The 24,362-nt window shown below is 66.0% G+C and carries 20 protein-coding genes; 4 read left to right on the top strand and 16 right to left on the bottom strand.

Features of this window, described 5'->3' with window-relative positions; genetic code table 11:
* Positions 1-420: 420 nt before the first annotated feature.
* On the bottom strand, positions 421-1,473 hold the full coding sequence (locus AC1Z3W_RS35905) for an NAD(P)-dependent alcohol dehydrogenase (protein WP_483509461.1): 1,053 nt from the start codon (positions 1,471-1,473) through the stop codon (positions 421-423).
* Between the two features lie 225 nt (positions 1,474-1,698).
* On the opposite strand from AC1Z3W_RS35905, the gene AC1Z3W_RS35900 reads away from it, so the two are divergent.
* Positions 1,699-2,643 (top strand): AraC family transcriptional regulator, encoded by a 945-nt coding sequence (locus AC1Z3W_RS35900; protein ID WP_175825864.1) that lies wholly within the window; start codon positions 1,699-1,701, stop codon positions 2,641-2,643.
* A gap of 52 nt (positions 2,644-2,695) precedes the next feature.
* Here AC1Z3W_RS35900 and AC1Z3W_RS35895 read toward each other — a convergent pair whose 3' ends face one another.
* The 13 genes from AC1Z3W_RS35895 to argB form a co-directional block, all read right to left on the bottom strand.
* On the bottom strand, positions 2,696-3,742 hold the full coding sequence (locus tag AC1Z3W_RS35895; RefSeq protein WP_057924823.1) for a M48 family metallopeptidase: 1,047 nt from the start codon (positions 3,740-3,742) through the stop codon (positions 2,696-2,698).
* Entirely contained in the window at positions 3,732-5,153 is a 1,422-nt protein-coding gene (locus tag AC1Z3W_RS35890; protein WP_057924618.1) for an AmpG family muropeptide MFS transporter, read from the bottom strand. Before AC1Z3W_RS35890 ends, AC1Z3W_RS35895 begins: the two co-directional genes overlap by 11 nt.
* 116 nt (positions 5,154-5,269) lie before the next feature.
* Entirely contained in the window at positions 5,270-5,878 is a 609-nt protein-coding gene (gene metW / locus AC1Z3W_RS35885; protein ID WP_057924617.1) for a methionine biosynthesis protein MetW, read from the bottom strand.
* Positions 5,875-7,020, bottom strand: coding sequence for a homoserine O-succinyltransferase MetX (gene metX / locus AC1Z3W_RS35880; RefSeq protein WP_057924616.1), 1,146 nt, complete (start codon positions 7,018-7,020; stop codon positions 5,875-5,877). Before metX ends, metW begins: the two co-directional genes overlap by 4 nt.
* A 261-nt stretch (positions 7,021-7,281) precedes the next feature.
* Positions 7,282-10,167, bottom strand: coding sequence for an autotransporter family protein (locus AC1Z3W_RS35875; RefSeq protein WP_483509460.1), 2,886 nt, complete (start codon positions 10,165-10,167; stop codon positions 7,282-7,284).
* Between the two features lie 468 nt (positions 10,168-10,635).
* On the bottom strand, positions 10,636-11,178 hold the full coding sequence (locus AC1Z3W_RS35870) for a fimbrial protein (RefSeq protein WP_057924614.1): 543 nt from the start codon (positions 11,176-11,178) through the stop codon (positions 10,636-10,638).
* 247 nt (positions 11,179-11,425) lie between these two features.
* The gene (locus AC1Z3W_RS35865) at positions 11,426-12,454 is read right to left on the bottom strand and encodes a fimbrial protein (RefSeq protein WP_175825866.1); all 1,029 of its coding nucleotides are present in this window, start codon (positions 12,452-12,454) and stop codon (positions 11,426-11,428) included.
* A 64-nt stretch (positions 12,455-12,518) separates the two neighbouring features.
* Positions 12,519-15,212 (bottom strand): fimbria/pilus outer membrane usher protein, encoded by a 2,694-nt coding sequence (locus tag AC1Z3W_RS35860; protein ID WP_175825867.1) that lies wholly within the window; start codon positions 15,210-15,212, stop codon positions 12,519-12,521.
* Positions 15,213-15,325: 113 nt separating this feature from the next.
* Entirely contained in the window at positions 15,326-16,090 is a 765-nt protein-coding gene (locus AC1Z3W_RS35855; RefSeq protein ID WP_082664573.1) for a fimbrial biogenesis chaperone, read from the bottom strand.
* A gap of 102 nt (positions 16,091-16,192) precedes the next feature.
* Entirely contained in the window at positions 16,193-16,735 is a 543-nt protein-coding gene (locus tag AC1Z3W_RS35850) for a fimbrial protein (RefSeq protein WP_057924611.1), read from the bottom strand.
* Positions 16,736-17,256: 521 nt separating this feature from the next.
* Positions 17,257-17,922: a nucleoid occlusion factor SlmA gene (slmA, locus tag AC1Z3W_RS35845; RefSeq protein WP_057924610.1), complete on the bottom strand. Its 666-nt coding sequence runs from the start codon at positions 17,920-17,922 to the stop codon at positions 17,257-17,259.
* Positions 17,889-18,680 carry a pyrimidine 5'-nucleotidase gene (locus AC1Z3W_RS35840; RefSeq protein ID WP_057924609.1) on the bottom strand — a complete coding sequence of 264 codons (792 nt, stop codon included), beginning with the start codon at positions 18,678-18,680 and terminating at the stop codon, positions 17,889-17,891. Before AC1Z3W_RS35840 ends, slmA begins: the two co-directional genes overlap by 34 nt.
* Positions 18,677-19,576 (bottom strand): acetylglutamate kinase, encoded by a 900-nt coding sequence (argB, locus tag AC1Z3W_RS35835; protein ID WP_057924608.1) that lies wholly within the window; start codon positions 19,574-19,576, stop codon positions 18,677-18,679. The genes AC1Z3W_RS35840 and argB overlap by 4 nt, the downstream gene beginning before the upstream one ends.
* Before the next feature lie 282 nt (positions 19,577-19,858).
* Here argB and AC1Z3W_RS35830 point away from each other — a divergent pair, with 282 nt between their 5' ends.
* The 3 genes from AC1Z3W_RS35830 (at position 19,859) to AC1Z3W_RS35820 (ending at position 22,154) form a co-directional block, all read left to right on the top strand.
* A complete protein-coding gene (locus tag AC1Z3W_RS35830; protein ID WP_483509459.1) occupies positions 19,859-20,083 on the top strand; it encodes a cysteine-rich CWC family protein in 225 nt (74 codons plus the stop codon).
* Between the two features lie 108 nt (positions 20,084-20,191).
* Entirely contained in the window at positions 20,192-21,598 is a 1,407-nt protein-coding gene (locus AC1Z3W_RS35825) for an ATP-binding protein (RefSeq protein ID WP_057924606.1), read from the top strand.
* Positions 21,599-21,611: 13 nt separating this feature from the next.
* Complete coding sequence (locus tag AC1Z3W_RS35820) at positions 21,612-22,154, top strand: response regulator transcription factor (RefSeq protein ID WP_057924605.1); 543 nt, start codon at positions 21,612-21,614, stop codon at positions 22,152-22,154.
* Positions 22,155-22,237: 83 nt separating this feature from the next.
* On the opposite strand, the gene hslU is transcribed toward AC1Z3W_RS35820, so the two are convergent.
* Positions 22,238-23,581 (bottom strand): ATP-dependent protease ATPase subunit HslU, encoded by a 1,344-nt coding sequence (gene hslU, locus AC1Z3W_RS35815; RefSeq protein WP_483509458.1) that lies wholly within the window; start codon positions 23,579-23,581, stop codon positions 22,238-22,240.
* A 10-nt stretch (positions 23,582-23,591) separates the two neighbouring features.
* Positions 23,592-24,128, bottom strand: a complete 537-nt coding sequence (gene hslV / locus AC1Z3W_RS35810; RefSeq protein WP_057924603.1) for an ATP-dependent protease subunit HslV — start codon at positions 24,126-24,128, stop codon at positions 23,592-23,594.
* Positions 24,129-24,362 lie beyond the last annotated feature (234 nt).

Genomic DNA, 24,362 nt, shown 5'->3' with positions numbered 1-24,362 from the left:
TGGAACCGGGTGCCAGAGTTCAGCCATCTTTGGATGGCCTTTACATTGCAGAGCGATGCTTGCTGAAATGGGTGCCTGGGGGGAGTTCCAAGTACGTAGGACGGTTGTTCGACGCAAAGAGTAGAAAGTTGCTCGCCCAACGTACGTTCACTACATCGAGCCCGGAGATTGAGTGGTCCATAAACGGTCGTTCTGCTTACTTCTTGAGGGGAGATTCGGATGATGGCGACGATGAAATAACGCTGCCACCTTCAAGATGGGACAGACTACTTGCCGCGCGCCCACGTTTGTAACAACCGCTACAGGCCCGTTATTTCACTGGCTGGCGTGATCGCATGCGGCGGCACGTGACGCGATTCGCGTCCGTGCCGCCATTTCACGACATCATCCGACCGGCTGACTGAAACGCCGAATCGTTGCTCAGTGCTTGAGCGACGCCATGTCCACCACGAACCGGTACTTCACGTCGCTCTTCAGCATGCGCTCGTAAGCGGCATTGATCTGCTGCATCGGAATCGTTTCGATATCCGACGTGATGCCGTGCTCCGCGCAGAAGTCGAGCATTTCCTGCGTCTCCGCGATCCCGCCGATCAGCGAGCCCGCGAGGCGGCGGCGCTTGAAGATCAGGTTGAACACCTGCGGCGACGGATGGTCGTGCTCCGGCGCGCCGACGAGCGTCATCGTGCCGTCGCGCTTCAGCAGGTTCAGAAACGGGTTCAGGTCGTGCTGCGCGGCGACCGTGTTCAGGATGAAGTCGAAGCTGTTCAGGTGCGCGTTCATCTGCGCTTCGTCCTTCGAGATCACCACTTCGTGCGCGCCGAGCCGCTTGCCGTCCTCGATCTTCGACGGCGACGTCGTGAACAGCACGACGTGCGCACCCATCGCGCGCGCCAGCTTCACGCCCATGTGGCCGAGGCCGCCGAGACCGACGATGCCGACCTTCTTGCCGGGACCGACGTTCCACTGCCGCAGCGGCGAGTAGGTCGTGATCCCCGCGCACAGCAGCGGCGCGGCGCCGGCCGGGTCGAGCGTGTCCGGCACGCGCAGCACGAACGCCTCGTCGACGACGAGTTGCGTCGAATAGCCGCCGTACGTGAGCTCGCCCGTCACGCGATCCTGGCCGTTGTAGGTGCCGACGAAGCCGTTCTCGCAATACTGCTCGAGGCCTTCCGCGCAGCTCGGGCAGGTGCGGCACGAATCGACGAGACAGCCGACGCCGACCAGCTCGCCGACCTTGAAGCGCGATACCTGCGGGCCGATTGCGGTCACGCGGCCGACGATTTCATGGCCCGGCACGACCGGGTAGATCGTGTTGCGCCATTCGTTGCGGGCCTGGTGCAGGTCCGAGTGGCAGACGCCGCAGTAGAGCACCTCGATCTGGACGTCGAGGTCGCGCAGCGCGCGGCGCTGGAATTCGAACGGGGCGAGCGGCGAGTGCGCGTCGGTCGCCGCGTAAGCGTAAGTTGTGCTCATGCAGGGGCTCCTTGTCCGGGAAAAACATCCGGCGAATCAGACTGCCGCCGCACCATGTGGCGACGCGGCGAGACAGGTGCCCATCGTAAGGAGCGCGCCGCGTCGGCGAAATACACGAAGGTCTCGAAGATTTGCCTATTCCTCTCGAATTTCGCGCGAACGGCCGTCAAAACGCTTTCAAGGTGCTACATTGCGAGCCAGATTCTCTTGCCGGACAGGACGCCGATGAGTTTCCAGCCCCTTTTCGACGACTCGGGCGAGCGTGTGCGGCGCCGCATGATCGAGCTGCATTCGCGCCTCGCACCGAACGACGGCGATACGCTGGCGGCGCTCGACGGCGTGCGTTTCATCCGCGTGAGCCGTCCCGTGCCGCGCATGCCGGTGCTGTACGAGCCGAGCATCATCGTCGTATGCCAGGGCCGCAAGCTCGGCTATCTCGGCGACCGCTCGTTCGTCTACGACGCGCAGCAATATCTCGTGCTGTCGGTGCCGCTGCCGTTCGAATGCGAGACCTTCGCGAGCATGGACGAGCCGTTTCTCGCGATCTCGATCCGCGTCGATCTCGCGGTGATCGCCGAACTCGCGATCCTGCTCGACGAGACACTCGGCGCGGCGGTCAGTGAGCCGCACGGCGTCTATTCGACGTCGCTCGATGCGCCGCTCGCCGACGCGGTGGTGCGGCTGCTCGAAGCGCTCGCGTCGCGGCACGACACGTGCGTGCTCGGGCCGGCGATCATGCGCGAGATCGCGTACCGCGTACTGACGGGCGCGCAGGGCGACGCAATTCGCGCGGCGCTCGTCCAGCAGCATCATTTCGGCCGCGTCGCGAAGGCGCTGCGGCGCATCCATGCGGACCTGAAGGCCGATCTCGATGTCGAAACGCTCGCGCGCGAAGCCGGGATGAGCCTCGCGGTGTTCCACGCCCAGTTCAAGCACGTGACGGCGACGTCGCCGATGCAGTATGTCAAGACCGCGCGGCTGCACCAGGCACGATTGATGATGGTGCAGGACGGCGTCGGCGCGGGTGCTGCCGCCGCGCGAGTCGGCTATGCGAGCGCGTCGCAGTTCAGCCGCGAGTTCAAGCGGCTATTCGGCCGCAGCCCTGGTGACGAAGTGCGCTGGATGCGCGAGAGCGGCAGCCGACCGGTCGAATCGGACGTCGGCGCGTAGCGCCGCATCACGCTCCGGCCAGGTCCGATGAGAAAGCCGCGGGCTGCGGTGCTCAGCGCCGCACGACCTTGCGCCGCTGCGCGCTGATGCCGGCGTAGTCCGGGAGCGTGTCGACCCGTTTGCCAATCGCCTTCGCATACAGCGGCATCAGGTCCGGCAGGCGGTTCAGCAGATCCTGCCGCCGCGTCGCGCCGTACGGGTGCATGTAGATGAAGCCCGACGTCTTGTTCGCGCGCGTCGCGGCCGCGAGCTTGTCCCACAGCGTGATCGCCGCGCGCGGATCGAAGCCCGCGCGGGCGGCGATGTCGCCGCCGATCACGTCGGCTTCGGTTTCGTCGGTCGGGTCGTAGCGCAGCGTCTGCAGGCGTGCGCCGAGGTTCAGCGCCTGCGGCAGCGGATCGCCGACGCCGAACAGCGGCGGCAGCGCGGCCGCGCGCAGCGACGTTTGCGACGTCGCGCTGAAATTGCTGCGCGCGTGTTCGCGCAGCGCATGCGCGATGCCATGCGCGAGCAGCACGCCGAACTCGTCATCGTTCAGGCGGACGCGATCGAGCAGGCCGCCGTACACGAGCACCTTGCCTCCCGGCAGGCAGGTGACGCGGATGTCGCGCGAGCGGATCGCGTTGACGTCCCACGCCCAGTTCTTCACGCGATCGTTCCACTTCACCGAATACGGCGCGAGCTTCATCACGATCGCGCGCAGGCGTTTCACGCGCGGCTGGTTCGCGGGCAGCAGGCGGTCGCTGTCGGCGGCGGCCTGCACGATCTGCGCGTATTCGCTCGCGGTGAGCTGTTCGAGCAGCGGCGACGGGATCAGCGTGCGGAACGCGATCGCGTTGCCGTAGCGGACCTGCTGCGGGGTCGGTGTATAGGCTTTCGCGGGTACTGCCGCGCCGGTCGGCTGCGCGGCTTCGGCGGCGGACGGCGGAACCGGGGCCGCCGGCGTGGACGGCGCAGCCGGCACGGTGGCGGGTGCGGAGCCGGCCGCGGTCGCACTGGCGTCGGCGGCATGCGCGCTTCCCGCCGCGCCGAGCGTCGCGATGCCGACGCTCAGCGCGGCGGCAACGCGTGCGACGCGATGCAATCGATCATTGCGCACGGCTGGCCTCGCCGTTGCGCGCGACACCGTTCCACGGCGCGATCTTGAACAGCAGCAGCATGCCGGGAATCGCGAGCGCGGTGCACACGATGAAGTAGTCGAACCAGCCGATCTTCGCGACGATGAAGCCGCTCGCCGCCGACGCGAGCGTGCGCGGCACGGACGCGAGGCTCGTGAACAGCGCGAACTGCGTGGCCGTGTAGCGCGGGTCGGTCGTGCTTGCGATGTACGCGACGAACGCGGCCATCGTCAGGCCGGTGGTGAAGGTTTCGGTGCCGTAGACGATCGCGAGCGCGACCGTCATCGGGCTGAACTGCGGCGTGACGGCGATGCCGAACACCGACAGCGCCGACGCGATCGCATGGCTTGTCGATACCGTGAAGTCGTACAGCACGGCAAGCACGGGCGAGCCGGGGCCGAGCTGCGCGAGCCACGCGAAGCCGAGCGTCGACACCATTTGCAGCGCGCCGAAGATCCACAGCCCGCGGCCGATCCCGATCTTCACGAGCCAGACGCCACCGATGATGCCGCCGGCGACGCTCGCGACGAGCGCGGTGGTTTTCGCGACGATGCCGATCTCGGTACGCGTGAAGCCGATGTCGAGGAAGAACGACGTCGACAGCGTGGTGGCCATCGTGTCGCCGATCTTGAACAGGAAGATGAACGCGATGACGAGCAGCGCGCCGGCCCAGCCGTCGCGCTGGATGAATTCGCGGAACGGCAGCACGATCGCGTCGCGCAGGTTGCGCGGCGGCGCGCCGACCACTTCGGGCTCGCGCACGACGAGCGTCATCAGGATGCCCGGCAGCATGAACGCGCCGGTGAGCGCGAACACGGCGTCCCACGGCATGTGGTCGGACAGGATCAGCGCCAGCGAGCCGGGGATCAGCGCGGCGAGCTTGTACGCGTTCACGTGCACCGCGTTGCCGAGGCCCTGCTCGGTGTCGCGCAGCAGCTCGCGGCGGTACGCGTCGATCACGATGTCGGCGCTCGCGCCGAAGAACGCGACGAGCGTCGTGAGCGCGGCGACCGTCCAGATCGAGTCGCGCGGCGACACGAAGCCGAGCGCGGCGATCGCGCCCGCGACCAGTATCTGCGTGAGCAGCAGCCAGCCGCGCCGGCGGCCCGGCCGCCAGCCGGGCAGGCGCGGGATGTAGCGGTCCATCAGCGGCGCCCACAGGAACTTCCACGTATACGGGAACTGGATCAGCGCGAACAGGCCGATTTCCTTCAGGTTCACGCCCTCGGAGCGCAGCCATGCCTGCACGAGGTAGACGAGCGTGAACAGGGGCAGACCCGACGTGAACCCCAGGAACACGCAGATCAGCATGTGCGTGTTCAGATAGGCTCGCCAGCCGGGGTGATCCTCGTGAGCGGTGAGCGCGGGCGCCTCGTGTGGCGTTTTGGACATGGACTGGAACTGGGTAGCGTTGACTGATTGCGGCGGCAGCGCAGGCGGCGCGGGTAGCGCAGGGGCGCAGCCGCACGTGCGTGCAGACCGTCGGCGTCCGTCAACGGCTCCCCGGCTCAGCTGCGCTTGACGCGGTAGACAGCAAGACTACCACGCCAGTTCGCTCCCCATCGAATCGGCTGGCCTTCGTGCAGCACGATGCGGTCGAGGATCGTGACGCCGACTTCCGGCGCGAGCGCCTCGAAATCCTTGATCGTCAGCACCCGCACGTTCGGCGTGTTGTGCCACTGGTAAGGCAGCGACTTCGACACCGGCATCCGGCCGCGCAGCACCGACAGCCGGTGCGCCCAGTAGCCGAAGTTCGGGAACGACACGATGCACTCGCGCCCGACCCGCGCGGTTTCGCGCAGGATCGCGGCCGTCTGGTGGATCGTCTGCAGCGTTTGCGACAGGATCGCGAAATCGAAGCTGTGGTCTTCGAACAGGCGCAGGCCGTCCTCGAGGTTCTGCTGGATCACGTTGATCCCGTTCTTCGTGCTCGCGAGCACGCCTGCGTCGTTCAGTTCGATCCCGTAGCCGGACACGTCCAGCTCTTCCGACAGCAGCGACAGCAGCGAGCCGTCGCCGCAGCCGAGGTCGAGCACGGTTGCGCGCGGTTCGACCCAGCGGGCGATCGCGCGAAAGTCCGCGCGTGCGGACAGGGAATTCAGCGCTTGCTGGTTCATGCACCCACCTCGATGGCGATTCGTTCGTAATACGCGCGGAGCAGGTTGTGATAGCGCGCGTCGTCGAGCAGGAACGCGTCGTGGCCGTGCGGCGCGTCGATCTCCGCGTAGCTGACCGTGCGCTTGTTGTCGAGCAGTGCCTTCACGATCTCGCGGGAACGCGCCGGCGCGAAACGCCAGTCGGTCGAGAAGCTCGCGATCAGGTATTTCGCCTGCGTGCGCGCGAGTGCGGCGCTCAGGTTGCCGTCGAACGCCTTGGCCGGATCGAAGTAGTCGAGCGCACGCGTAATCAGCAGGTACGTGTTCGCGTCGAAGTAGTCGGCGAACTTGTCGCCCTGGTAGCGCAGGTATGACTCGACCTCGAACTCGACGTCGAAGCTGAAGTTGTACGCGTCGAGCGCGCCGTCCGCGCGGCGCAGCGCACGGCCGAATTTCTCGGCCATGTCGTCGTCGGACAGGTACGTGATGTGGCCGATCATCCGCGCGACGCGCAGGCCGCGCTTCGGTTTCACGCCGTGCGCGTAGTAGTCGCCGCCGTGAAAATCGGGATCGGACAGGATCGCCGAGCGCGCGACCTCGTTGAACGCGATGTTCTGCGCGGACAGCTTCGGTGTGGACGCGATGTCGATGCAGTGCGCGACGCGTTCCGGATACATCAGGCTCCACGCGAGCGCCTGCATTCCGCCGAGGCTGCCGCCCATCACCGCGGCGAAACGCTCGATGCCGAACGCGTCGGCGACACGCGCCTGCGCGTGCACCCAGTCCTCGACGGTGACGACCGGAAAACGCGCGCCGTACGGCTTGCCCGTTGACGGGTCGGCGCTCATCGGGCCGGTCGAGCCGAAGCACGAGCCGAGGTTGTTCACGCCGATCACGAAGAAGCGGTTGGTGTCGAGCGGTTTGCCGGGGCCGACCATGTTGTCCCACCAGCCGGTGCTGCGCGGATCGTCCGCGTAGATGCCGGCGACGTGGTGCGATGCGTTGAGCGCGTGGCAGACGAGCACCGCGTTCGAGCGCGCGGCGTTGAGCTCGCCGTACGTCTCGACGACGAGCTGATAGTTGCCGATCACGCTGCCGCTTTGCAAGCGCAGCGGTTCGGCGAAGTGCATGGTCTGTGGAGCGACGATGCCGATCGATTCCATTCGTTCCGCCTTATGACTGGGCAGCTAAATGGTGTCGGCGATGCGCGGAGTCGGAGATGCGCGGCTGACGACCTCTTTAGCCGCATTTGTAGTGAACCCGCCGGGACAAAGACATCTCAAGGCCCCGGCCGGTTCGCGCGCCCGCAATCGAGTCAGCAAATCGGCGCGCTTCCGACCTGCCGCCAAGGAGGCGGCAATCGGAGGAGTATAGCGGAATTCCGCAGGGTGCGGATTTCACGCCCCGCTGGCGGTCGGTGCGGCTTACCAGCGATATTTTGCCGAGAGTTGCCCCCGGACGACCGAATAGTCGGACAGATTGCCTTCCACGCCGAGGCTCGCCGAAATCGAGAATTGCCGGCTCAACTGCCCGGTCGCGCCGATCCGGACGGCAACCCGGTCGCGCGGCACGCTGAACGAGAACGCATTGCGATCGAGCATCAGCGAGCGCGAGCCGGGGCCGTGCCACCAGTTTGCTTCGATGAACGGCCGAAGTTCGCGTCCATGTGGCATCGCGGTTATGCCATGCACACGCACGCCCAGGCGGGTGAGCACGTCGGTGGAGCCCTGGCCGTCGACACGGCCGCCGGCCGTGCCGTGTGCATCCGCGCGATAGTCGGATACGACGAGCTGCGCTTCGGGCTCGACGAAGAATCGTGTGTCGCCGCGTTCATAGAACCCGAACGAATAGCCGGTTTCCAGCGAGCCCGTGACGGTGCGTGACCGGTACGAATCGGCTGCGAGGCTGCCGCCGACGCTGTTCGCATAGGCACCGTACATGAACCATGCGTCGACATAGGGGCCGGTCAGGATGTCGCGGTTGCCGTACCACGTGCCATACAGCCCGACGTTGTAGCCGGAGACGCTGCCGCGAGCGGTGGCGTTCATCACGCGGTGCTCGATCGCGTTCCACAGGGGGCGCGTCGACCAGTTCGTCTGACTGCCGTACATGCCCATCGCGCCGGCGCGGATACTGCCGCCGCGACCGTCGTCGAAGCGGAGCAGGTCGGCGCCCGCATGAATCAGGCGGCCGTTGCCCGACACGCTGCGGTTGCTGCCCGACATCGACGTCATCTGGCCCTCGGCGCGCAGCCAGACCGCGCCGTCGAGCGGGCCGGCTGCTTCGGTGCGCAGCGAGCGATCGTCGCGCTGATGCAGCGTGTGGATTGCCATCGTCGACGCCGCATCGGCGTTCGCGAGATACGCATCCGGCTCCGGGGCGGCAGTGCGAGGGGGCGGATTGATTTCCGGGCTGATCGGCGGATCGGGATCGACGGGGCCGGGTGGCTGCGGCGGTTCCGGCGGAACGGGTTTTGCCGCGGAGACGAGATACCAGTTGTCCTCGCGGCCGCCCTGGCCGCCGCGCTTGAGCATGTAGTCGTAGCCGCCGGCAGACAATGTGCCGAAGCCTTGCCGGTAGCCGTCCGATGCTGCATCGAGCGTGAAGGCCGACGCGTCGGTCGTGCCGCCATTGCGCGTTTCGACGATCGGGATGCCGACGGTCGTTGGCGCGCCGTCGCCACCCGAACGCTTGACGACGATGCCGGTGTCGCCCGACGCGTGGCCGCCGTCGATCACGAGGCGGTCGGTGGGCGACGCGTCGTCCTGCAGCGTCGTATGGAGAACCAGCCGGCCGTTGCGGGCCGCATAGTCGCCCGTCACGACGAGTGTGCGCGGTGTCGGCGTGCCGCGGGCCGCGGGTGCGGCGAACGCGATCGTCGAATCGTTCAGCGCGACGGAGCCGACCGTCGAATCGGCGGTGACGGTCCAGCGGCTGTTCGTGTCCAGCGACAGCGAGCGGACCACGTCGGTCGCGCCGGTCCACGCGGACGCATTGGCGAGCGCGACGTTCGTCACGGCATCCGTCGGGCTGCCGTCGTCGGTCGGCTGGTTGACGATGTCGCCGTCGGCACGGGAACCGGTGTCGAGCGTCAGGCGCACGGGTGCGCCTGACGCCGCATGGACGGATAGCAGCGTGCCGTTGCCGCCGATGGCGCGGGTGCCGTTCTTCAGTGAGATGATCGCGTCGGATGCGTCGATCGCGCCGTGGCGTTCGCTGACCAGCGAGCCGTCATCGATCGTCAGCGTGCCGCCGTAGACGGCCGCTGCATGGGCGCCGTCGCCGGTTGCGCGCGCGCTGGTCCGCACGAGGTCGATCGTGCCGCCGACGCTCGAATAAAGCGCGACGGCTTCCTTGCCGTGGGTTTCGACGCTTGTATCGACGAGCGATGCGACGGAGTCCGTACCGGCCGACATCACGCCGCGCGCGCGTTCGCCGCTCGTCGTGATGCCGCCGCGCGTCATCGAGATCTTGCCGCCGAGGCGGGCGATCGCGCCGATCGCGCGCGTGCCGGTGGTGGTCACGAACGTATCGGTTGCATCGACGGCCGGCGTATCGGTGTACTCCTTCGATGCATAAAGCCCGTGCGCGCTGTTGCCGTGCGTGATGACGCGCGTGCGCGCGAGCTCGACGCTGCCCTCGCGCGTGTCCACGCCGAGCGCGTAGTCGCCGGCGGTTTCCAGGTGCGAGTCGCTGAATGCAACTGTGGAAGCGCTCGGTAGATACAGCACCGACGCATAGTCGCCATCCGTACGGATATCGGTGCGGGTCAGTGTCGCCCGGACGCCGCCGTAACTGATGGACAGGCCGACGCCGAACAGGCCGCTGGTACGGATCAGCGTGTCGGACACGTCGATGGTGCCGCCCGGCGCCAGGATCGCCGTGATGCCATGCGCTTCCTTGCCGCGCGTCACGATCACGCTGTCGGACAGCGTGAGGCGCGCATTGTCGCCGTCGACGGACGCGCCATGCGAATAGTCGCCGTCGGTATCGATGGACACGCGCTCCGCGGATGCGTTACCGCCGTTACGAAGGTCGATGCCGGCGCTGGAGCTGCCGCGGGTCCGGATTTCGGTATCGCGGAGGACGACGCGCGACTGGCTGCCCCACGCGGCGGCACCCGCCGCGCCGTTGCCGGTCGAAAAGACGCGGGTCCGGCTGTTGGTCGTCAGGATGCCGCCGTTGATTGCGGACAGCACGGCTTCGCCGGACTTGTGCGTCGAATATTCACCCGGCGCAACTTCGAGTTCGATGCCGTCGGCTCGTTGCGGGCCGCCGCCCGTGACTTGTGCGGTTGACGGCGACGACATCGCCGCGCCGGCGAGCAGGGCCGAATGTGCGACATATAGTCGGACGCGCGCTCGGGACGAGAGGAAATAACTGCGGTTCACCGGATCACCTTTTTTGTCTTGAATAGGTGAAAAGTAGTTTTATTGAGTGATTTTGGATATTGGACGAGTTCGAATTTTCGGAAGAGACCGACGGGCGGCATGGAGGACACGTGAGGCGCGATAGTGCTTCGGAACCGACTGTCTGAATGATTGCGGGCGTTGGGGTGTGTCTTTGACCCATTGCGAGTCACTCGGCGTGAGCGTTTCCGGCCTGGTTGGTAAGGGGATCCTGAAAGAGGCGAGGTGCAGTGCCGACTGGTCAAACGACAATGCCGTCGGCATGCGGATCGATGGCGCGTTGGTTCGCCGAAGATGCCGGGGAAGGGGCGCGCGCCCCCGCGCCCCTGTGACGATCCGGCGCACGGGACGCGCGCCGGCTCTCGGACTTTACTGATACATGATCGAGTACATCACCGAGGTGTTCACCGTGCCTTGGCCTGCCGGGCCGCCCGTCGCGACGTACTGAGCGTAATACGGCAGCTCTGCAGCGCCGTTCGACAGTGCGACCGTCTTCGAATTTTCATCGGCCTTGCCTACGCCGATGTTGCTCGTGTCGCCGTTGAGCAGGCCGACTTCGACATTCTTCGCGGTGCCCGTTGCGTTGAACAACTGGCCGGTGGTCGAGTTGACCGTGGTGCCCGGTTCGAAGTGCGTGTAGACGTTGCCGGTTGCCGGCGAGCAGTTCGTCAGGCCGATCTTGAACGGCGTGCGGCCGGCCGTCGAGCCGCCGCTGGCGAGCGACGACGTCGACACCTTCGGCAGTGCGACGGTGAAGTCCTTGCCGCCCGTGCCGTTGCCGTTGATCGTGCAGGTCTGCGTACCGATCTGGCCGTTGATGGTGATCGTGCCGTCGGTGGCGTGTGCCACGGTGGGCAGGGTTGCTGCGGCAACGACGGCGAGTGCTGCGATGCTGGAGAGTGCGAGCTTCATATCAAATCCTCTGGTACTGGTTGAGAAAAAAATGGACTTCGTCATCAGGTCGCTCACCTGCCATGACAGGTCGTACGAACAACATCCGACTTGGTCCGAAAGCCAACCTTCCGATGCATCTATAAGGACTGCAAAATGGAAGGTCGTTCGACCATCGATCGGGCGATGGCCGTCAGTGAGTATCGGTCGCTCCGCGCTACCCGGCGACCGGTACTACCGAATTACTGTGCCGTTCGGCGTGCTGCGACTACTGGTAACTCATCGTGAATGTAGCGACCCCCTTCACCGTTCCACTGGACACCTTGCCGGTCGCGATATATTGCGCGGTCAGCGGAATGTTGCTAAGCGTTGCGGACGGGCCGACATACCATTGATTCGTGTTGCCGATGGCGGCCGAATCCGGACCGTAGCCGACGGGCTGTCCATTTCTCAAAATGCGCAGCTTCACGCCTTGCGCCGACGAATCCGGCGTGAGCGTCAGTTGATTTCCCGTATTGCCCTGGTTCGTCAAATCAGTCAGCGTCACGTAGACGTTCGATCCGGACTTGCAATTCAATCCGATGTTGAATCCGGTATCGCCCGCGGTCATGCCCACTGTACCGAGCTTGCTCGCGGCCACCGGCGGCAATGGAAACCTGATATCCGGCGTGGTGACGGTGCAGGTCTTCGGCATGATGACCAGCTTTCCTTTGCCGGCTTCATTCCAATAGATCTGATACTTGTATCCGTACGTGGGACGAGCCCGGTTCTGTGCGCCTATCTGCCATATGCCGACGGTGCCGTTGGGGATGACCGCGTTGTATATGCGATCGCTGGCCTTGATCAGTTCGATCTTGATTCGGTATCGGCCTTCAATCGGTTTCGTTGTTGTATGAGGCGGTGCCCAATCCTGCGTTGCGCCGTTATAGACCATCATGACCTCTCCGGTCTCGAGATTGGTGAAGCGCAGCCCCAGGGATTCCGGCGCGGGCAAGCTGGTCAGAACATACGAAACGCCGGGAATGCCGGTGGGCCGCTGATTGTTCATGAAGTAAAACGAATATCCATAGGGCGAAGTAGTATTCGCGTCGCATCGATATGGCATCGTCAGGGTCGTTGTCGCCAAAACCGTGCCGTCAGGTACGTCGCTCGGGACAAGGACAGTGCCGAAAGAGAAGCTGCGCTGATAATCGGCACCCGTTTCGTCGTTATAGCATCTTGGAATTTGCGCTTGACTGGCGACTGAATACATCGAGCCAGCGATACAGAGCGTGGTAATCAGCAGATACTTGAGCATGGTCTTTCCGTTTTGCATTGGGTGACATTCCGCCTGGACAGGCATTCGGGGAATGCCGAGTTTCCTAGTGCGAACCGTTGCCGGGAGGAAGCTTCGCGCCAACGGTATCGATTGAATCATCAGTCTCTTCCCGTGCATCGGTTGCGGCGGCGTTATGCGACGCTGCAGCGTTGTCGCATGTCGATTCGACACGCGTGTACACGTCGCTCTTGCTGTGCTTGACAGGCAGTTGGTAACTGAAGGAGCAGACTTCGGTCTTGCGATTGCCCCATTTCGCCGTCAGGGTGCCGGTGTCGCTCAGGCCGCGGGCGAACAACTTGCCGCCCTGTCCCGCCATCCCGATGGTCTTGCCGCCTGCGTCGATGACGGCGCTGCCGAACGGTACCGGCGAGCCATCAGGCTGGCGCATCGTCAGCAGGACCGCGCGACCGCTGACCGTCCCGAACTTGAGCTTCACGACCGAATTCGCACGTGGCGCGACCTGCTGGCTGGTCGTCAGCATTTCGACGTCGGTCGGGATGCCCTTCGGATCCAGTTCGACGGTGTTCATCTTGTACGGCGTCAGATACGGGAGCACCGCGTAGCCGCGCCCGTCAATCCGCACGTCCGTGCCGTTCGTGACTTGCGCGCCGACGGCGTCTTTCGCCTCGACGATCGCGGCGGTGTCGCCGAGATCGTTGGTGAGCGTGATGCCGCCCGCGTGACCGACGAATGCGCCCGATACGCCGGCGGACACGCTCGAGTAGCCGCTGCCGCCGGTCGCGCTGCCGGAGAACGTTGCGAACGGGCTGCGATACTGCGCATTGCCGCCGCCGGACGTCGCGCCGCCGCCGGAATTGACGTTGACGCCGTACGAGAACGCATTGGACTTTCCGACGGTGCCGGTCAGCGACGTCTGGGCGGTCGTGCCGCCCTGGCTGTTGCGTGCGACGCTCGCGCTCAGCGTCGGTGCATACGAGCGTCGGCCGAGCGGAACCGTTACGTTCGCGTACACCTGGTTGCTCAGTTGGCCGGTGGAGCCGTCGCGTTGCCGCGAGACCGACAGGTTGTAGCTCAGGTTGAGGCCGGCGACGCGCAGGCTGTTGTTGTAGCCAAGCTGGAACTGCGTCGTCGTGCCGGGGTGATTCCAGTAGTTGACCGTCGAGCCCACCGCGAACAGGCTGCCGCGCTTTTCGCCGAGCGTCTGATTGAGCGTCAGCTGGACCTGGTTGCGTTGCCGGTAGACGCTGTTTGTATCGTTGCCCTTGGCCGCGAGCTCGCGGGCATACATCGCGTCGCGCATGGTCCAGTAGCCGCGCGACGAGTAACGATACGCGGCGACCGCGACGTTCGTGCCGGTCGCCTCGACGGACTTGCTGTAGCTGACGCGAACGCTTTGCCCGGTCGTTGCGGAGGCGCCCGGAATACGCGCGCTCGCATGCGTGACGTCGGTGGCGAACGCGCCGAACGACGTATTGAGTGCCGCACCGACCAGCCCGGCCAGGTAGTTCTCCGCGACGATCGCGCCGACGTAGCCCGTTATCAGGTTGTTGATGCCGCGCTGATAAGTGGCCTGCGCGAAATTCGGATGGCGTTCGAGCTGCGGCTCGCGCAACTGCCCGAGCGCGACGCCGAACCGCGAGATGCCCGGACGCAGCGATTGCACGACGGCCGCATACGGCACCGTGAAGCTGTGCGTCTTGCCGTCGGCCTCGGTGACCGTGACGAGCAGGTTGCCGCCGTAGCCGGTTGCGTACAGGTCGTTGATCTCGAACGGCCCCGGCGCGACGTTGGTTTCGTACAGCACCGCGCCGTTCTGCGAAACCGAGACGTGCGCGTTGCTCGTTGCGATGCCGCGGACCACGGGTGCGTAACCGCGCATCGAATCGGGCAGCATCCGGTCGTCCGTCTCGAGCGTGACGCCGCGCATGCCCACGCTGTCGAACAGCGTGCCGTCGGTGTAGGTCTCGCCGATCTTCAACTGGCTGCGCCAAGCCGGCAGGTCGCGTTGAACGTACGTGTTGAGGCTTTGGTAGCGGTTGTCGCCCTGCGTTTGTGCGGTGTAGGTGCCGTTGTGCCGGAAATGCCAGTTCGCGACGTTGACGCCGGCATTCAACCCGACGTATCCCTGCGTGCTTTCGTATCCCGACGACGTGTTGCGGAACACGTTGGCGTTGTACTTGAGCGTCGCGCTCGTCACGCCGCTGTCCCACAGTTCCGGACTCACGTAGCCGCGCGGATTGCGCAGCAACGCGGCCTGCGGAATGCTCACGTTCAGCCGCAGCTCGGACATGTCGAATTCGACCGTCGCGCCGCCCACCAGTTTGTCGACAGTTGTGCATTCGCCGGCCTGCACGCGCGCCAGCTCGGCACGCGCGACGTCGGTCAGCGCCTGGTCGTCGAGGTTGAGGCGGCTCACGAGCGTGCGATCGAAGCACGGCGTCGCGTCGGTCGCGCCTGCCGTTGCGTCGAAGCGCACCGTCGAGCGGCCGGTCCACGTTTCGTTGACGTAGAGGTCGACCAGGTAGTCGCCGGCAGGCACCGGATTGCCTTTCGCGAAGCGATCGAGGTCGAGCCGCTGGCCGCGCGGTTTCATCATCAACGTATCGTTGAACTGAACCTGCGCGACGTCGAAACGGCCCGCCGAGGCGGCCGTCGTGTCGGCAGCCTGCGCACCGGCCGCCCAGCCGCCGAGCGTCGCCATGACGAGCAGATAGCTCGGCTTGAGCGCAAAACGTGCGGTGGCTTCCAGCGGTTGATTTTGATGATTCGCTCGCATGAATTCGATAAATTAATGCCGCATCGTCATATTGCGAGCGACAGTCTGCTAGCGCCGGCGCGATTGAGCGCCGTCGATCAGCGACGGATTGAGTCAGGAATGCCTGGGTGGCGTCAGTGCGCTTTCTTCGGTGCGTAGCTGCCTTCGATGCCCGCGCCGTAGTCGTTGAGGAACGTGTAATCGACCTCGATCGGTGCGCCCGGCATCGATTGCACGTTGCCGACGTCGAACTGCTCGGTCGCGCCAGGCTTGACCATGCCGCCTTTGTCGTCGGTCCAGGTCGTGCCGCCGGACTTGACGGTGAGCTTGGTGAACGTCACGTGGTAAGGCGTGGGGTTCTTCGCCTGCAGCGCATAGCCACCACCGGCTTTCGGTGCGAAATTCCAGGTCACCTTTTCCGCGGACTCGTCGGCGATGCCTTGCAGCGCGGCCGGGCGGAAGAACAGCTTGATGCGCGAGCGGAACGCGAGTTGCAGCAGGTTCGGCGTATTGGCGTCGTCCGCGGCCTGCGGCGGGACGTCGAGCACGTTGAGCCAATACAGCGTTTCCTTGTCCTGTGCGAGCGGTTCCTGCGTGTAGATCAGTCGCAGGCTCTGGCCTTTCTTCGGATCCAGGCGGAACAACGGCGGTGTCAGCATGAACGGCACTTTCGATTCGTCGGGCAGCGCGTTCGCGTTGCCGTCGTCGATCCAGGCCTGCACGAGCGACGGACGATCGCCTTCGTTGGTCAGCTTGACCGTTACCTCGCGCTCCTTTTCCGGATAGACCACGCGCGTTCCGCCGATCACGACGCTTGCGTCCGCCGTACCCATGCCGGAAAGCGACGCGACCAGCGCTGCGGCGCCCACGCTCAAGCGCCAGTTCATTGGCATACCCATCGCCGAGTTCTCCTTACAGATGATCATATTTACAGTTGGTCCGGTGCGGCCCGCTCACCGCTGCAGCTTTGCGGTGCACGGGCCGCCGGTCGGGGGACCGGGTTACTGGTACGAGACTGAGTACATGACCGACGTACCGACCGTGCCTGCGGTGGAGGCGCCGCCGGTCGCGACGTATTGCGCGTAGTAGTCGAGGGTTGCCGCGCCGCCCGAGATCGGCACGGTTTGCGAGTTCTGCTGTGCCTGGGCTGCGCCGAGCTTGATGTTCGAGCCGTCCTTGTTCAGCAGGCCGACCTCGACGTTCTTCGCGTTACCCGTCGAGTTGAACAGCTGGCCGGTTTGCGCGTTGACCGTCGTGCCTGGTTCGAAGTACACCGACGCATTGCCCGAGTTCGGCGAGCAGTTGGACAGTGCGATACGGAACGGTTTGCGGCCGGCCGTTGAGCCCGGCACGGAGAGCGCCGACGTCGACACGGTGGGCAGCGTGACGGTGAAATCCTTGCCGCCGCCGTCGCCCGAGATGTTGCAGGTTTGGGCGGTGATTTCGCCGGTGATCGTGATCGTGCCGTCAGCTGCCTGAGCCGACGAGGCAGCGGCGAGGAGACCTGCTGTCGCCATCAGAATGGAAAGTGCTTTTTTGGACATTTACGTACCTATTAGTAAGGGCCTCGCGTCGAAAGACGACGCACGGACGTTTCCATCGCGCTGTCGCGCATCGCTGCTACGGGGCGGCAGCAGCTGCGGGAAACAGGTGATATTGTTCCCGAGTAAGCCATTCGAAAGAATGGGACAATCTCTAAGTCGACTGGCTTTCACGTAGGTCGAGTACTAAATTTCTTTTAAGAATCGTCAGGGGACGTGACTCGCATGCCGCACACACGTGCCGAGACGTCGACGTTGCGGGGGCGCTGCAAGGATCGAGAGGCTGTCTGGTGGATGCAGCGCGCTTCGGCGCCGGTTCAGGTAGGAATGTATTAAGGATGGCGAATTAATGACGGCGTGCTCGGGATATGAGCCCCGCGCCGATTCCGGCTGTCAGTACCGCGAGCGTGGACAGGCGAGGCCATGCCATGTGCCACGGCTAGCGCGGATTCGGCGCCTGGGCGTCGACGCGTGTGACCAAGCGTGTGCGACGCTCGATGGCGCGCACGTCGGCGTCTCGAGCGTTACTGCAGGATCAACCGCAAATGCGCATCGGCCTGCTCGCCGGGCGGCTTCTGGAACCCGCCCTTCGCGAAACGGTGCCACCGGCCGATCACGTAGCTGACGAGCAGGCTCGCGCGGGCGGCGGGATCGTAGTCGGCCGGTAGCGAGAACGGTGCGGCGCCGTCCTGCGGCGCGCTGGCTTCCGTGCGCGCGACCCGCAGGCATTGCTTGACGGTCGCCTCGATCCGGTCGAGCAGCTGGTTCACGCGTTCGGTGAGCCGCTCGTCCTCGCCGACCAGTGCCTCGCCGGTCAGCACGCGCGTCATCCCGGGGTTCTTCGCGGCGAAATTGAGCATCGTCAACGCGATCGTGCGCGCCTGCAGTACGCCGTTCGGCTCCTTCGCGACGATCTGGTTGACGAGTCCGAACAGCGCCTGCTCGATGAACTCGATCAGCCCTTCGTACATCTTCGCCTTGCTGGCGAAATGCCGGTAGAGCGCTGCTTCCGACACGTCGAGCCGGGCCGCGAGCGCGGCGGTCGTGATTTTCTCGGGCTTGGGCGCCTCGAGCATCGCGGCGAGTGTCTGCAGGATCATCACGCGCCGCTCGCCCGGTTTCGGGCGCGGGCGGGACGGTGTGGCCTGGTCTTCCGTTACGGCTTGGTCCTGCGGGTAAGTCGGCTGCATTTCTGTCGCCCCGATCGTGTGCCCAGTCGCAGCGATTTTAACGAACGAATGCGCTGGTCGACATAATGCGGACGGCCGATGTTCGGCAAATGACCCGGCAGGTGGCCGGTGATCCATACGGTGCCGATGCCGAGGCGCTTGTAGCGCTTCAGGTGGCTGCGGGTATCTTCGACGAGGATCGCGTCGGCCAGCCGCGCGTGCGCGGCGCGCAGCGTCCGGCGCAGCATCGTGTGGTCGGGCTTCGCGCGCCATGTGCGCCGGTCGCGCATGTGCTCGATCGCGATCACGCGCTCGAACAGCCGCTCGATGCGCAGCTCGCGCAGGACCGCACGCGCGTAATTCTCCGGCGCGTTGGTCAGCACGAACTTGCGCCCCGGCAGCGCGGCGACGATGCGCGCGAGGCCGCGCTCGGCGCGCAGCATCGCCGGCAAATCGGAAAACGTGTGGACGACCCGCAGGAAGTCGTTCGGATCGATCGGATGATGGCGCGCGAGGCCGAGGAGCGCGGCGCCGTAACGCTGCGTGTAGCCGGTGCGCAGCCGGTCGGCCTCGGCACGCTCGACGTGGAGCGCGTCGATGATGTACTGCGTCATCGCGCGGTTGATCTCCGGAAAGATCGCGTGCGATGCGTGGTGCAGCGTGTTGTCGAGATCGAACAGCCAGACGGGCGCGCCGGCACGCGGCCGGCTGCGGGAGATGCGCCGGCGTCGCAGCGACGCCGGCAAGTCGGGGCGAGTGGGCGGGCGGCGCGCGCTCAATGCGAGCGGATCATCGTGCCGAACGGCTGCTCGGTCAGGATTTCCAGCAGCACCGAGTGCTCGATCCGGCCGTCGACGATGTGCACCGACTTCACGCCGCTCTTCGCGGCGTCGAGCGCCGACGAGATCTTCGGCAGCATGCCGCCCGAGATCGTGCCGTCTTCGAACAGCGCGTCGATCTCGCGTGCGGACAGGTCGGTCAGCAGGTTGCCGTCCTTGTCCATCACGCCGGGGATGTTGGTCATCATCAGCAGCTTTTCGGCGTTCAGCACCGTGGCGAGCTTGCCCGCGACGAGGTCCGCGTTGATGTTGTACGACAGGCCATCCGCGCCGAAGCCGATCGGCGAGATCACCGGGATGAACGCGTCGTCCTGCAGCGCCTTCACGACCGCCGGGTTGATCGCTTCGACTTCGCCGACCTGGCCGATGTCGATGTACTGGCCCGGGTTGTCGCGGTCCGGCATCAGCAGCTTGCGCGCGTGGATCAGGCCGCCGTCCTTGCCCGTCAGGCCCACCGCATGGCCGCCGAAGTGGTTGATCAGCATCACGATGTCCTGCTGCACTTCGCCGCCGAGCACCCATTCGACGACTTCCATCGTCTCTTCGTCGGTCACGCGCATGCCCTGGATGAAGGTGCCGGCCTTGCCGATCTTCTTCAGCGCGTGATCGATCTGCGGACCGCCGCCGTGGACGATCACCGGATTGATGCCGACCAGTTTCAGCAGGATCACGTCGCGCGCGAAGCCCTGCTTGAGCCGCTCTTCCGTCATCGCGTTGCCGCCGTATTTGATCACCACGGTCTTGCCGTGGTATCGGCGGATGTACGGTAGCGCCTCGGCGAGGATTTCTGCCTTCAGCGTGGGGGCGATCTGCGAGAGGTCGATGGGCTCGGACATGGCGGCGGCTCTGGCTGGGAACGGTTGAAACAGGGCGAATTGTACAGGAGTGGCGCAGCGCAGCATCGGGTTTTTGGGCTGGCCGGACGGCAGATCGTGCGGGGCGGGCGGCCCGCCGGCTATGGCGCGGGGCCCTACGGCAGTGGTCCGGGCGGGGCGGCGAGCGGCGCATCCGGCGGTGCCGGCGGCACGCCTTGGCCGGACGGCCGACGTGCAAAATCCGTCCGCCGCGCTATGCTTGTCGCGTAGGGTGACGTTCATGCCCGCTTCCGCGCTTGCCCCATGACCGATTCCGCCGCCGACGCCCGTTCGACCCCGCGCCGCGCGCGCTGCCCGCACTGCGGGCGCAGCTTCGACTGCGGCGCCCGTACGCAGCCGTTCGACTGCTGGTGCACGTCGATGCCGGCCCTGCCTGGCGACGCGCCGCCAGCGGCCGGCGCGCGCTGCCGCTGCCCCGGGTGCCTCGCCGACGAGATCGCGCAGCGCATGGCCGGTGCGGCCGGCTGACGGCGCGAGCCCGTGCAACCCGACGAGACGCCGGCTTGCCCGGCTGTCGGGCGAGTATCCGATCCGGCCCCGTAGAGGCGCCGGCTGCTAAACGGGTAAACTGCTCGGATGCAACGAATCACCACCACCGGGCGCGTCAACCTGAGCCACCTGTTCTGGCTGCGCAATCTCGCGATCATCGGCCAGCTCGTGACGATCGGCGTCGTGCAGACCTATTTCGGCGTGCATCTGCCGTTGCCGGCGATGCTGATGGTCATCGCGCTCGAAATCGTTTTCAACGCGCTGACCTGGGTGCGCGTGCTGCGCGCGCGGCCCGAGACCAATTTCGAGCTGCTCGGCCAGCTGTGGGTCGACCTCGGCGCGCTGTCGGCGCTGCTGTTCCTGTCGGGCGGCACGACCAACCCGTTCGTGTCGCTGTACCTGCCGTCGCTCGCGATCGCGGCGGCCGTGCTGCCGTGGCACCTGATGATCTGGCTCGCGGCGTTCGCCGTCGCGTGCTACGCGGCGCTCGGCTTCGATTCGGTGCCGCTCAACATGGACAACCCGGCGAACCTGTTCGACTACTACCGCACCGGGATGTGGGCGAACTTCATGGTCAGCGTCGGGCTGATCGCATGGTTCGTCGCGCGCATGTCGAACGCGCTGCGCCAGCGCGACTCGGCGCTCGGCGAAGCGCAGGCGCACCTGCTGCGCGACGAGCGGGCGGTCGCGCTCGGCGTGCAGGCTGCTACCGTCGCGCACGAGATGGGCACGCCGCTGTCGACGATCGCGATGCTCGCGGAGGAGTTGCGCGACGCGGCACGCGCCGATCCGGGGCTGGCGCGCTACGAGGCCGACCTGAAGGTGCTGGAAGAACAGATGACGCTCTGCACGTCGGCGCTCGCGCGCCTGCGCAGCCGCGCGAGCGCGCCGGCGAGCCGCCAGCCGGTGGACGACTGGCTCGACACGTTCGTCGAGCACTGGCGCCTGCGGCATCCGCACGTGCAGTTCGAGCTGCTCGGCGCGCGCCCGTCGGGCGTCGCGCTCGACGATACGGTCGCGGCCGGCCAGATCCTGACGATCCTGCTCGACAACGCCGCACGGGCGAGCCCGCACCGCGTGACGCTGGCCGCGAAGCTCGCGCACAACGAGCGGGCGGGCGACCAGATCGAATTCGAAGTATGCGACGACGGCCCGGGCATTCCGGCCGCGTTGCGCGAATCGCTCGGCGCGATGCCGGTCGACAGCACGCAGGGCGGGCACGGGGTCGGCCTGTACCTTGCGTTCAGCGCGGCAGTGCGCCTCGGCGGCGAGATCGAGCTGTCCGATGTCACGCCGCGCGCGGCGATCGGCAACGGTCGCGCCGGTGGCGGAGCGAACGGTCACGCCGCTGCCGCGTCGGGCCGGCGCACGACCGAACGAGCGGCAGCCGCGCCGGACAGCCGCCCGGCCGGCGCTTCCGGCCGCGGCACGCGCGCGGTGCTGCGCCTGCCGGTGGCGCGCATCGCGGCGCCGGCCGCCTCAACCAACACGTAGACGGAGAAACCACATGAGCGAGAACAATTTCCTGGTGATCGACGACAACGAGGTGTTCGCGGGCACGCTCGCGCGCGGCCTCGAGCGCCGCGGCTACGCGGTCCAGCAGGCGCACGACAAGGAGGGGGCGCTGCGGCTCGCGGCCGGCGGCAAGTTCCAGTTCATCACCGTCGACCTGCATCTCGGTGAGGATTCGGGCCTGAGCCTGATCGCGCCGCTGTGCGACCTGCAACCCGACGCGCGGATCCTCGTGCTGACGGGCTACGCGAGCATCGCGACCGCCGTGCAGGCCGTGAAGGAAGGCGCCGACAACTATCTCGCGAAGCCCGCGAACATCGAGTCGATCCTGGCCGCGCTGCAGACCAACGCGAGCGAAGTGCAGGCCGACGAGGCGCTTGAGAATCCGGTCGTGCTGTCGGTCGACCGGCTCGAATGGGAGCACATCCAGCGCGTGCTCGCGGAAAACAACAACAACATCTCGGCGACTGCGCGCGCGCTGAACATGCACCGCCGCACGCTGCAGCGCAAGCTCGCGAAGAAGCCGGTCCGGCAGTAAGCGGCGCCGCGGCATCGGCCGGCCGCACCAACGAAAACGGGCGGCCCGCCGGGCCGCCCGTTGCGCATTCGACGCCGCGCGCGTTACAGCACGTAGCGCGACAGGTCTTCGTCCTGCGACACTTCGCCGAGCGCACGGTCGACATACTTCGCGTCGATCGTCACGCGCTCGCCGGCGTGGTTGCCGGCCGCGAACGACACTTCCTCGAGCAGCTTCTCGATCACCGTGTACAGGCGGCGCGCGCCGATGTTCTCGGTTTTCTCGTTGACCGCATACGCGATCTCGGCGAGGCGGCGAATGCCGTCCTCGCCGAACTCGAGCTGCACGTCTTCCGTTGCGAGCAGCGCCTGGTACTGCTTGACGAGGCTCGCGTCGGTCGCGACGAGGATCGCCTCGAAATCGTTCACCGACAGCGAGTCGAGCTCGACGCGGATCGGGAAGCGCCCCTGCAGTTCCGGAATCAGGTCGCTCGGCTTTGCGAGGTGGAATGCGCCGCTCGCGATGAACAGGATGTGATCGGTCTTCACCATCCCGTACTTCGTGTTGACCGTCGTGCCTTCGACGAGCGGCAGCAGATCGCGCTGCACGCCCTGGCGCGACACTTCGCCGCCGCTGCCTTCGTTGTTGCGCGACGTGATCTTGTCGATCTCGTCGAGGAACACGATGCCGTTCTGCTCGACGTTCTGCACCGCCTTCGTCTTCACTTCCTCGTCGTTGAGCATCTTCGCCGCTTCCTCGTCGGTCAGCAGCTTCAGCGCTTCCTTGATTTTCACCTTGCGGCGCTGCTTCTTGCCGCTGCCGAGGTTCGAGAACATCGAGCGGATCTGCTCGGTCATCTCTTCCATCCCCGGCGGCGCCATGATGTCCATGCCGGCCGACGGCTGCTCGATGTCGAGCTCGACTTCCTTGTCGTCGAGCTGGCCTTCGCGCAGGCGCTTGCGGAAAGTCTGGCGCGTCGCGTTGTTGTCGTCGTTCGCGTGATCGGCGTTGCCGCCGAAGCCCACCGCGCGCGGTTGCGGCAGCAGGAGGTCGAGGATGCGGTCTTCCGCCTGGTCGGTCGCTTTGCTGCGCACCTTGCGCATCTCGGATTCACGCGTCTGCTTGACCGAGATCTCGATCAGGTCGCGCACGATGCTGTCGACGTCGCGGCCGACGTAGCCGACTTCGGTGAACTTGGTCGCTTCGATCTTGATGAACGGCGCGTCGGCGAGCTTCGCGAGGCGGCGTGCGATTTCGGTCTTGCCGACGCCCGTCGGCCCGATCATCAGGATGTTCTTTGGCGTGATTTCCTGGCGCAGCGGGTCGGCGACCTGCTGGCGGCGCCAGCGGTTGCGCAGCGCGACCGCGACGGCCTTCTTCGCCTTGGCCTGGCCGATGATGTGCTTGTCGAGTTCCGAGACGATCTCGGCAGGGGTCATGGTGCTCATGGTGCGGTCCTTACTCGATCGTTTCGATGATGCGGTTGTGGTTCGTGTAGATGCACATGTCGCCGGCGATCGCGAGCGATTTCTCGACGATTTCGCGCGGGGACAGCTCGGTGTTCTCCGCGAGCGCGCGAGCCGCGGCCTGCGCGTACGCGCCGCCCGAACCGATCGCGCAGATGCCGCCTTCCGGGTCGAGCACGTCGCCGTTGCCGGTGATCACGAGCGTGGTGGTCGCATCGGCCGTGATCAGCATCGCCTCGAGGCGGCGCAGCATCCGGTCGGTGCGCCAGTCCTTCGCGAGCTCGACGGCCGCGCGGGTCAGGTTGCCCTGGTGCTTCTCGAGCTTCGCCTCGAAGCGATCGAGCAGCGAGAACGCATCGGCGGTGCCGCCCGCGAATCCGACCAGTACCTGGTTGTTGTAGATCCGCCGCACTTTCCGCGCGCCACCCTTCATGACGATGTTGCCGAGGGTTACCTGGCCGTCGCCGCCGAGCGCGACCTTGTCGCCGCGTCGGACCGAAACGATGGTCGTGCCGTGAAATTGCTCCATCTGCGTTCCTTGAGAAAAACGGGGAAGAGTCGGGCGGCGCGGGGCGCCGCCGCATGAATCGCAGTGCGCCGGGGAGCGGCCCGGCGCGCGTCCGTTTCATTTTAGGGCGGGCGCCGGGATATCAAGAGGGGGATGCAAATCGGCCCGGACGGGAACCGGTGCCGGAAAAACAAAAAGCGCGCGGCAGGCCGCGCGCTTTCGGGAAGCAGCGTGTCGGAGCGGAACGCCGCTCGA

Source organism: Burkholderia sp. 10_S31, assembly GCF_056930375.1.
This window is presented reverse-complemented; position numbering and strand designations above follow the sequence as displayed.

Coding starts and splice junctions, on each gene's coding strand:
- AC1Z3W_RS35905 (WP_483509461.1), bottom strand. CDS start 1,473: ATGAGCACAACTTACGCTTACGCGGCGACCGACGCGCACTCGCCGCTC.
- AC1Z3W_RS35900 (WP_175825864.1), top strand. CDS start 1,699: ATGAGTTTCCAGCCCCTTTTCGACGACTCGGGCGAGCGTGTGCGGCGC.
- AC1Z3W_RS35890 (WP_057924618.1), bottom strand. CDS start 5,153: ATGTCCAAAACGCCACACGAGGCGCCCGCGCTCACCGCTCACGAGGAT.
- metW (WP_057924617.1), bottom strand. CDS start 5,878: ATGAACCAGCAAGCGCTGAATTCCCTGTCCGCACGCGCGGACTTTCGC.
- metX (WP_057924616.1), bottom strand. CDS start 7,020: ATGGAATCGATCGGCATCGTCGCTCCACAGACCATGCACTTCGCCGAA.
- AC1Z3W_RS35875 (WP_483509460.1), bottom strand. CDS start 10,167: ATGTCGTCGCCGTCAACCGCACAAGTCACGGGCGGCGGCCCGCAACGA.
- AC1Z3W_RS35870 (WP_057924614.1), bottom strand. CDS start 11,178: ATGAAGCTCGCACTCTCCAGCATCGCAGCACTCGCCGTCGTTGCCGCA.
- AC1Z3W_RS35865 (WP_175825866.1), bottom strand. CDS start 12,454: ATGCTCAAGTATCTGCTGATTACCACGCTCTGTATCGCTGGCTCGATG.
- AC1Z3W_RS35860 (WP_175825867.1), bottom strand. CDS start 15,212: ATGCGAGCGAATCATCAAAATCAACCGCTGGAAGCCACCGCACGTTTT.
- AC1Z3W_RS35855 (WP_082664573.1), bottom strand. CDS start 16,090: ATGGGTATGCCAATGAACTGGCGCTTGAGCGTGGGCGCCGCAGCGCTG.
- AC1Z3W_RS35850 (WP_057924611.1), bottom strand. CDS start 16,735: ATGTCCAAAAAAGCACTTTCCATTCTGATGGCGACAGCAGGTCTCCTC.
- slmA (WP_057924610.1), bottom strand. CDS start 17,922: ATGCAGCCGACTTACCCGCAGGACCAAGCCGTAACGGAAGACCAGGCC.
- argB (WP_057924608.1), bottom strand. CDS start 19,576: ATGTCCGAGCCCATCGACCTCTCGCAGATCGCCCCCACGCTGAAGGCA.
- AC1Z3W_RS35830 (WP_483509459.1), top strand. CDS start 19,859: ATGACCGATTCCGCCGCCGACGCCCGTTCGACCCCGCGCCGCGCGCGC.
- AC1Z3W_RS35825 (WP_057924606.1), top strand. CDS start 20,192: ATGCAACGAATCACCACCACCGGGCGCGTCAACCTGAGCCACCTGTTC.
- AC1Z3W_RS35820 (WP_057924605.1), top strand. CDS start 21,612: ATGAGCGAGAACAATTTCCTGGTGATCGACGACAACGAGGTGTTCGCG.
- hslU (WP_483509458.1), bottom strand. CDS start 23,581: ATGAGCACCATGACCCCTGCCGAGATCGTCTCGGAACTCGACAAGCAC.
- hslV (WP_057924603.1), bottom strand. CDS start 24,128: ATGGAGCAATTTCACGGCACGACCATCGTTTCGGTCCGACGCGGCGAC.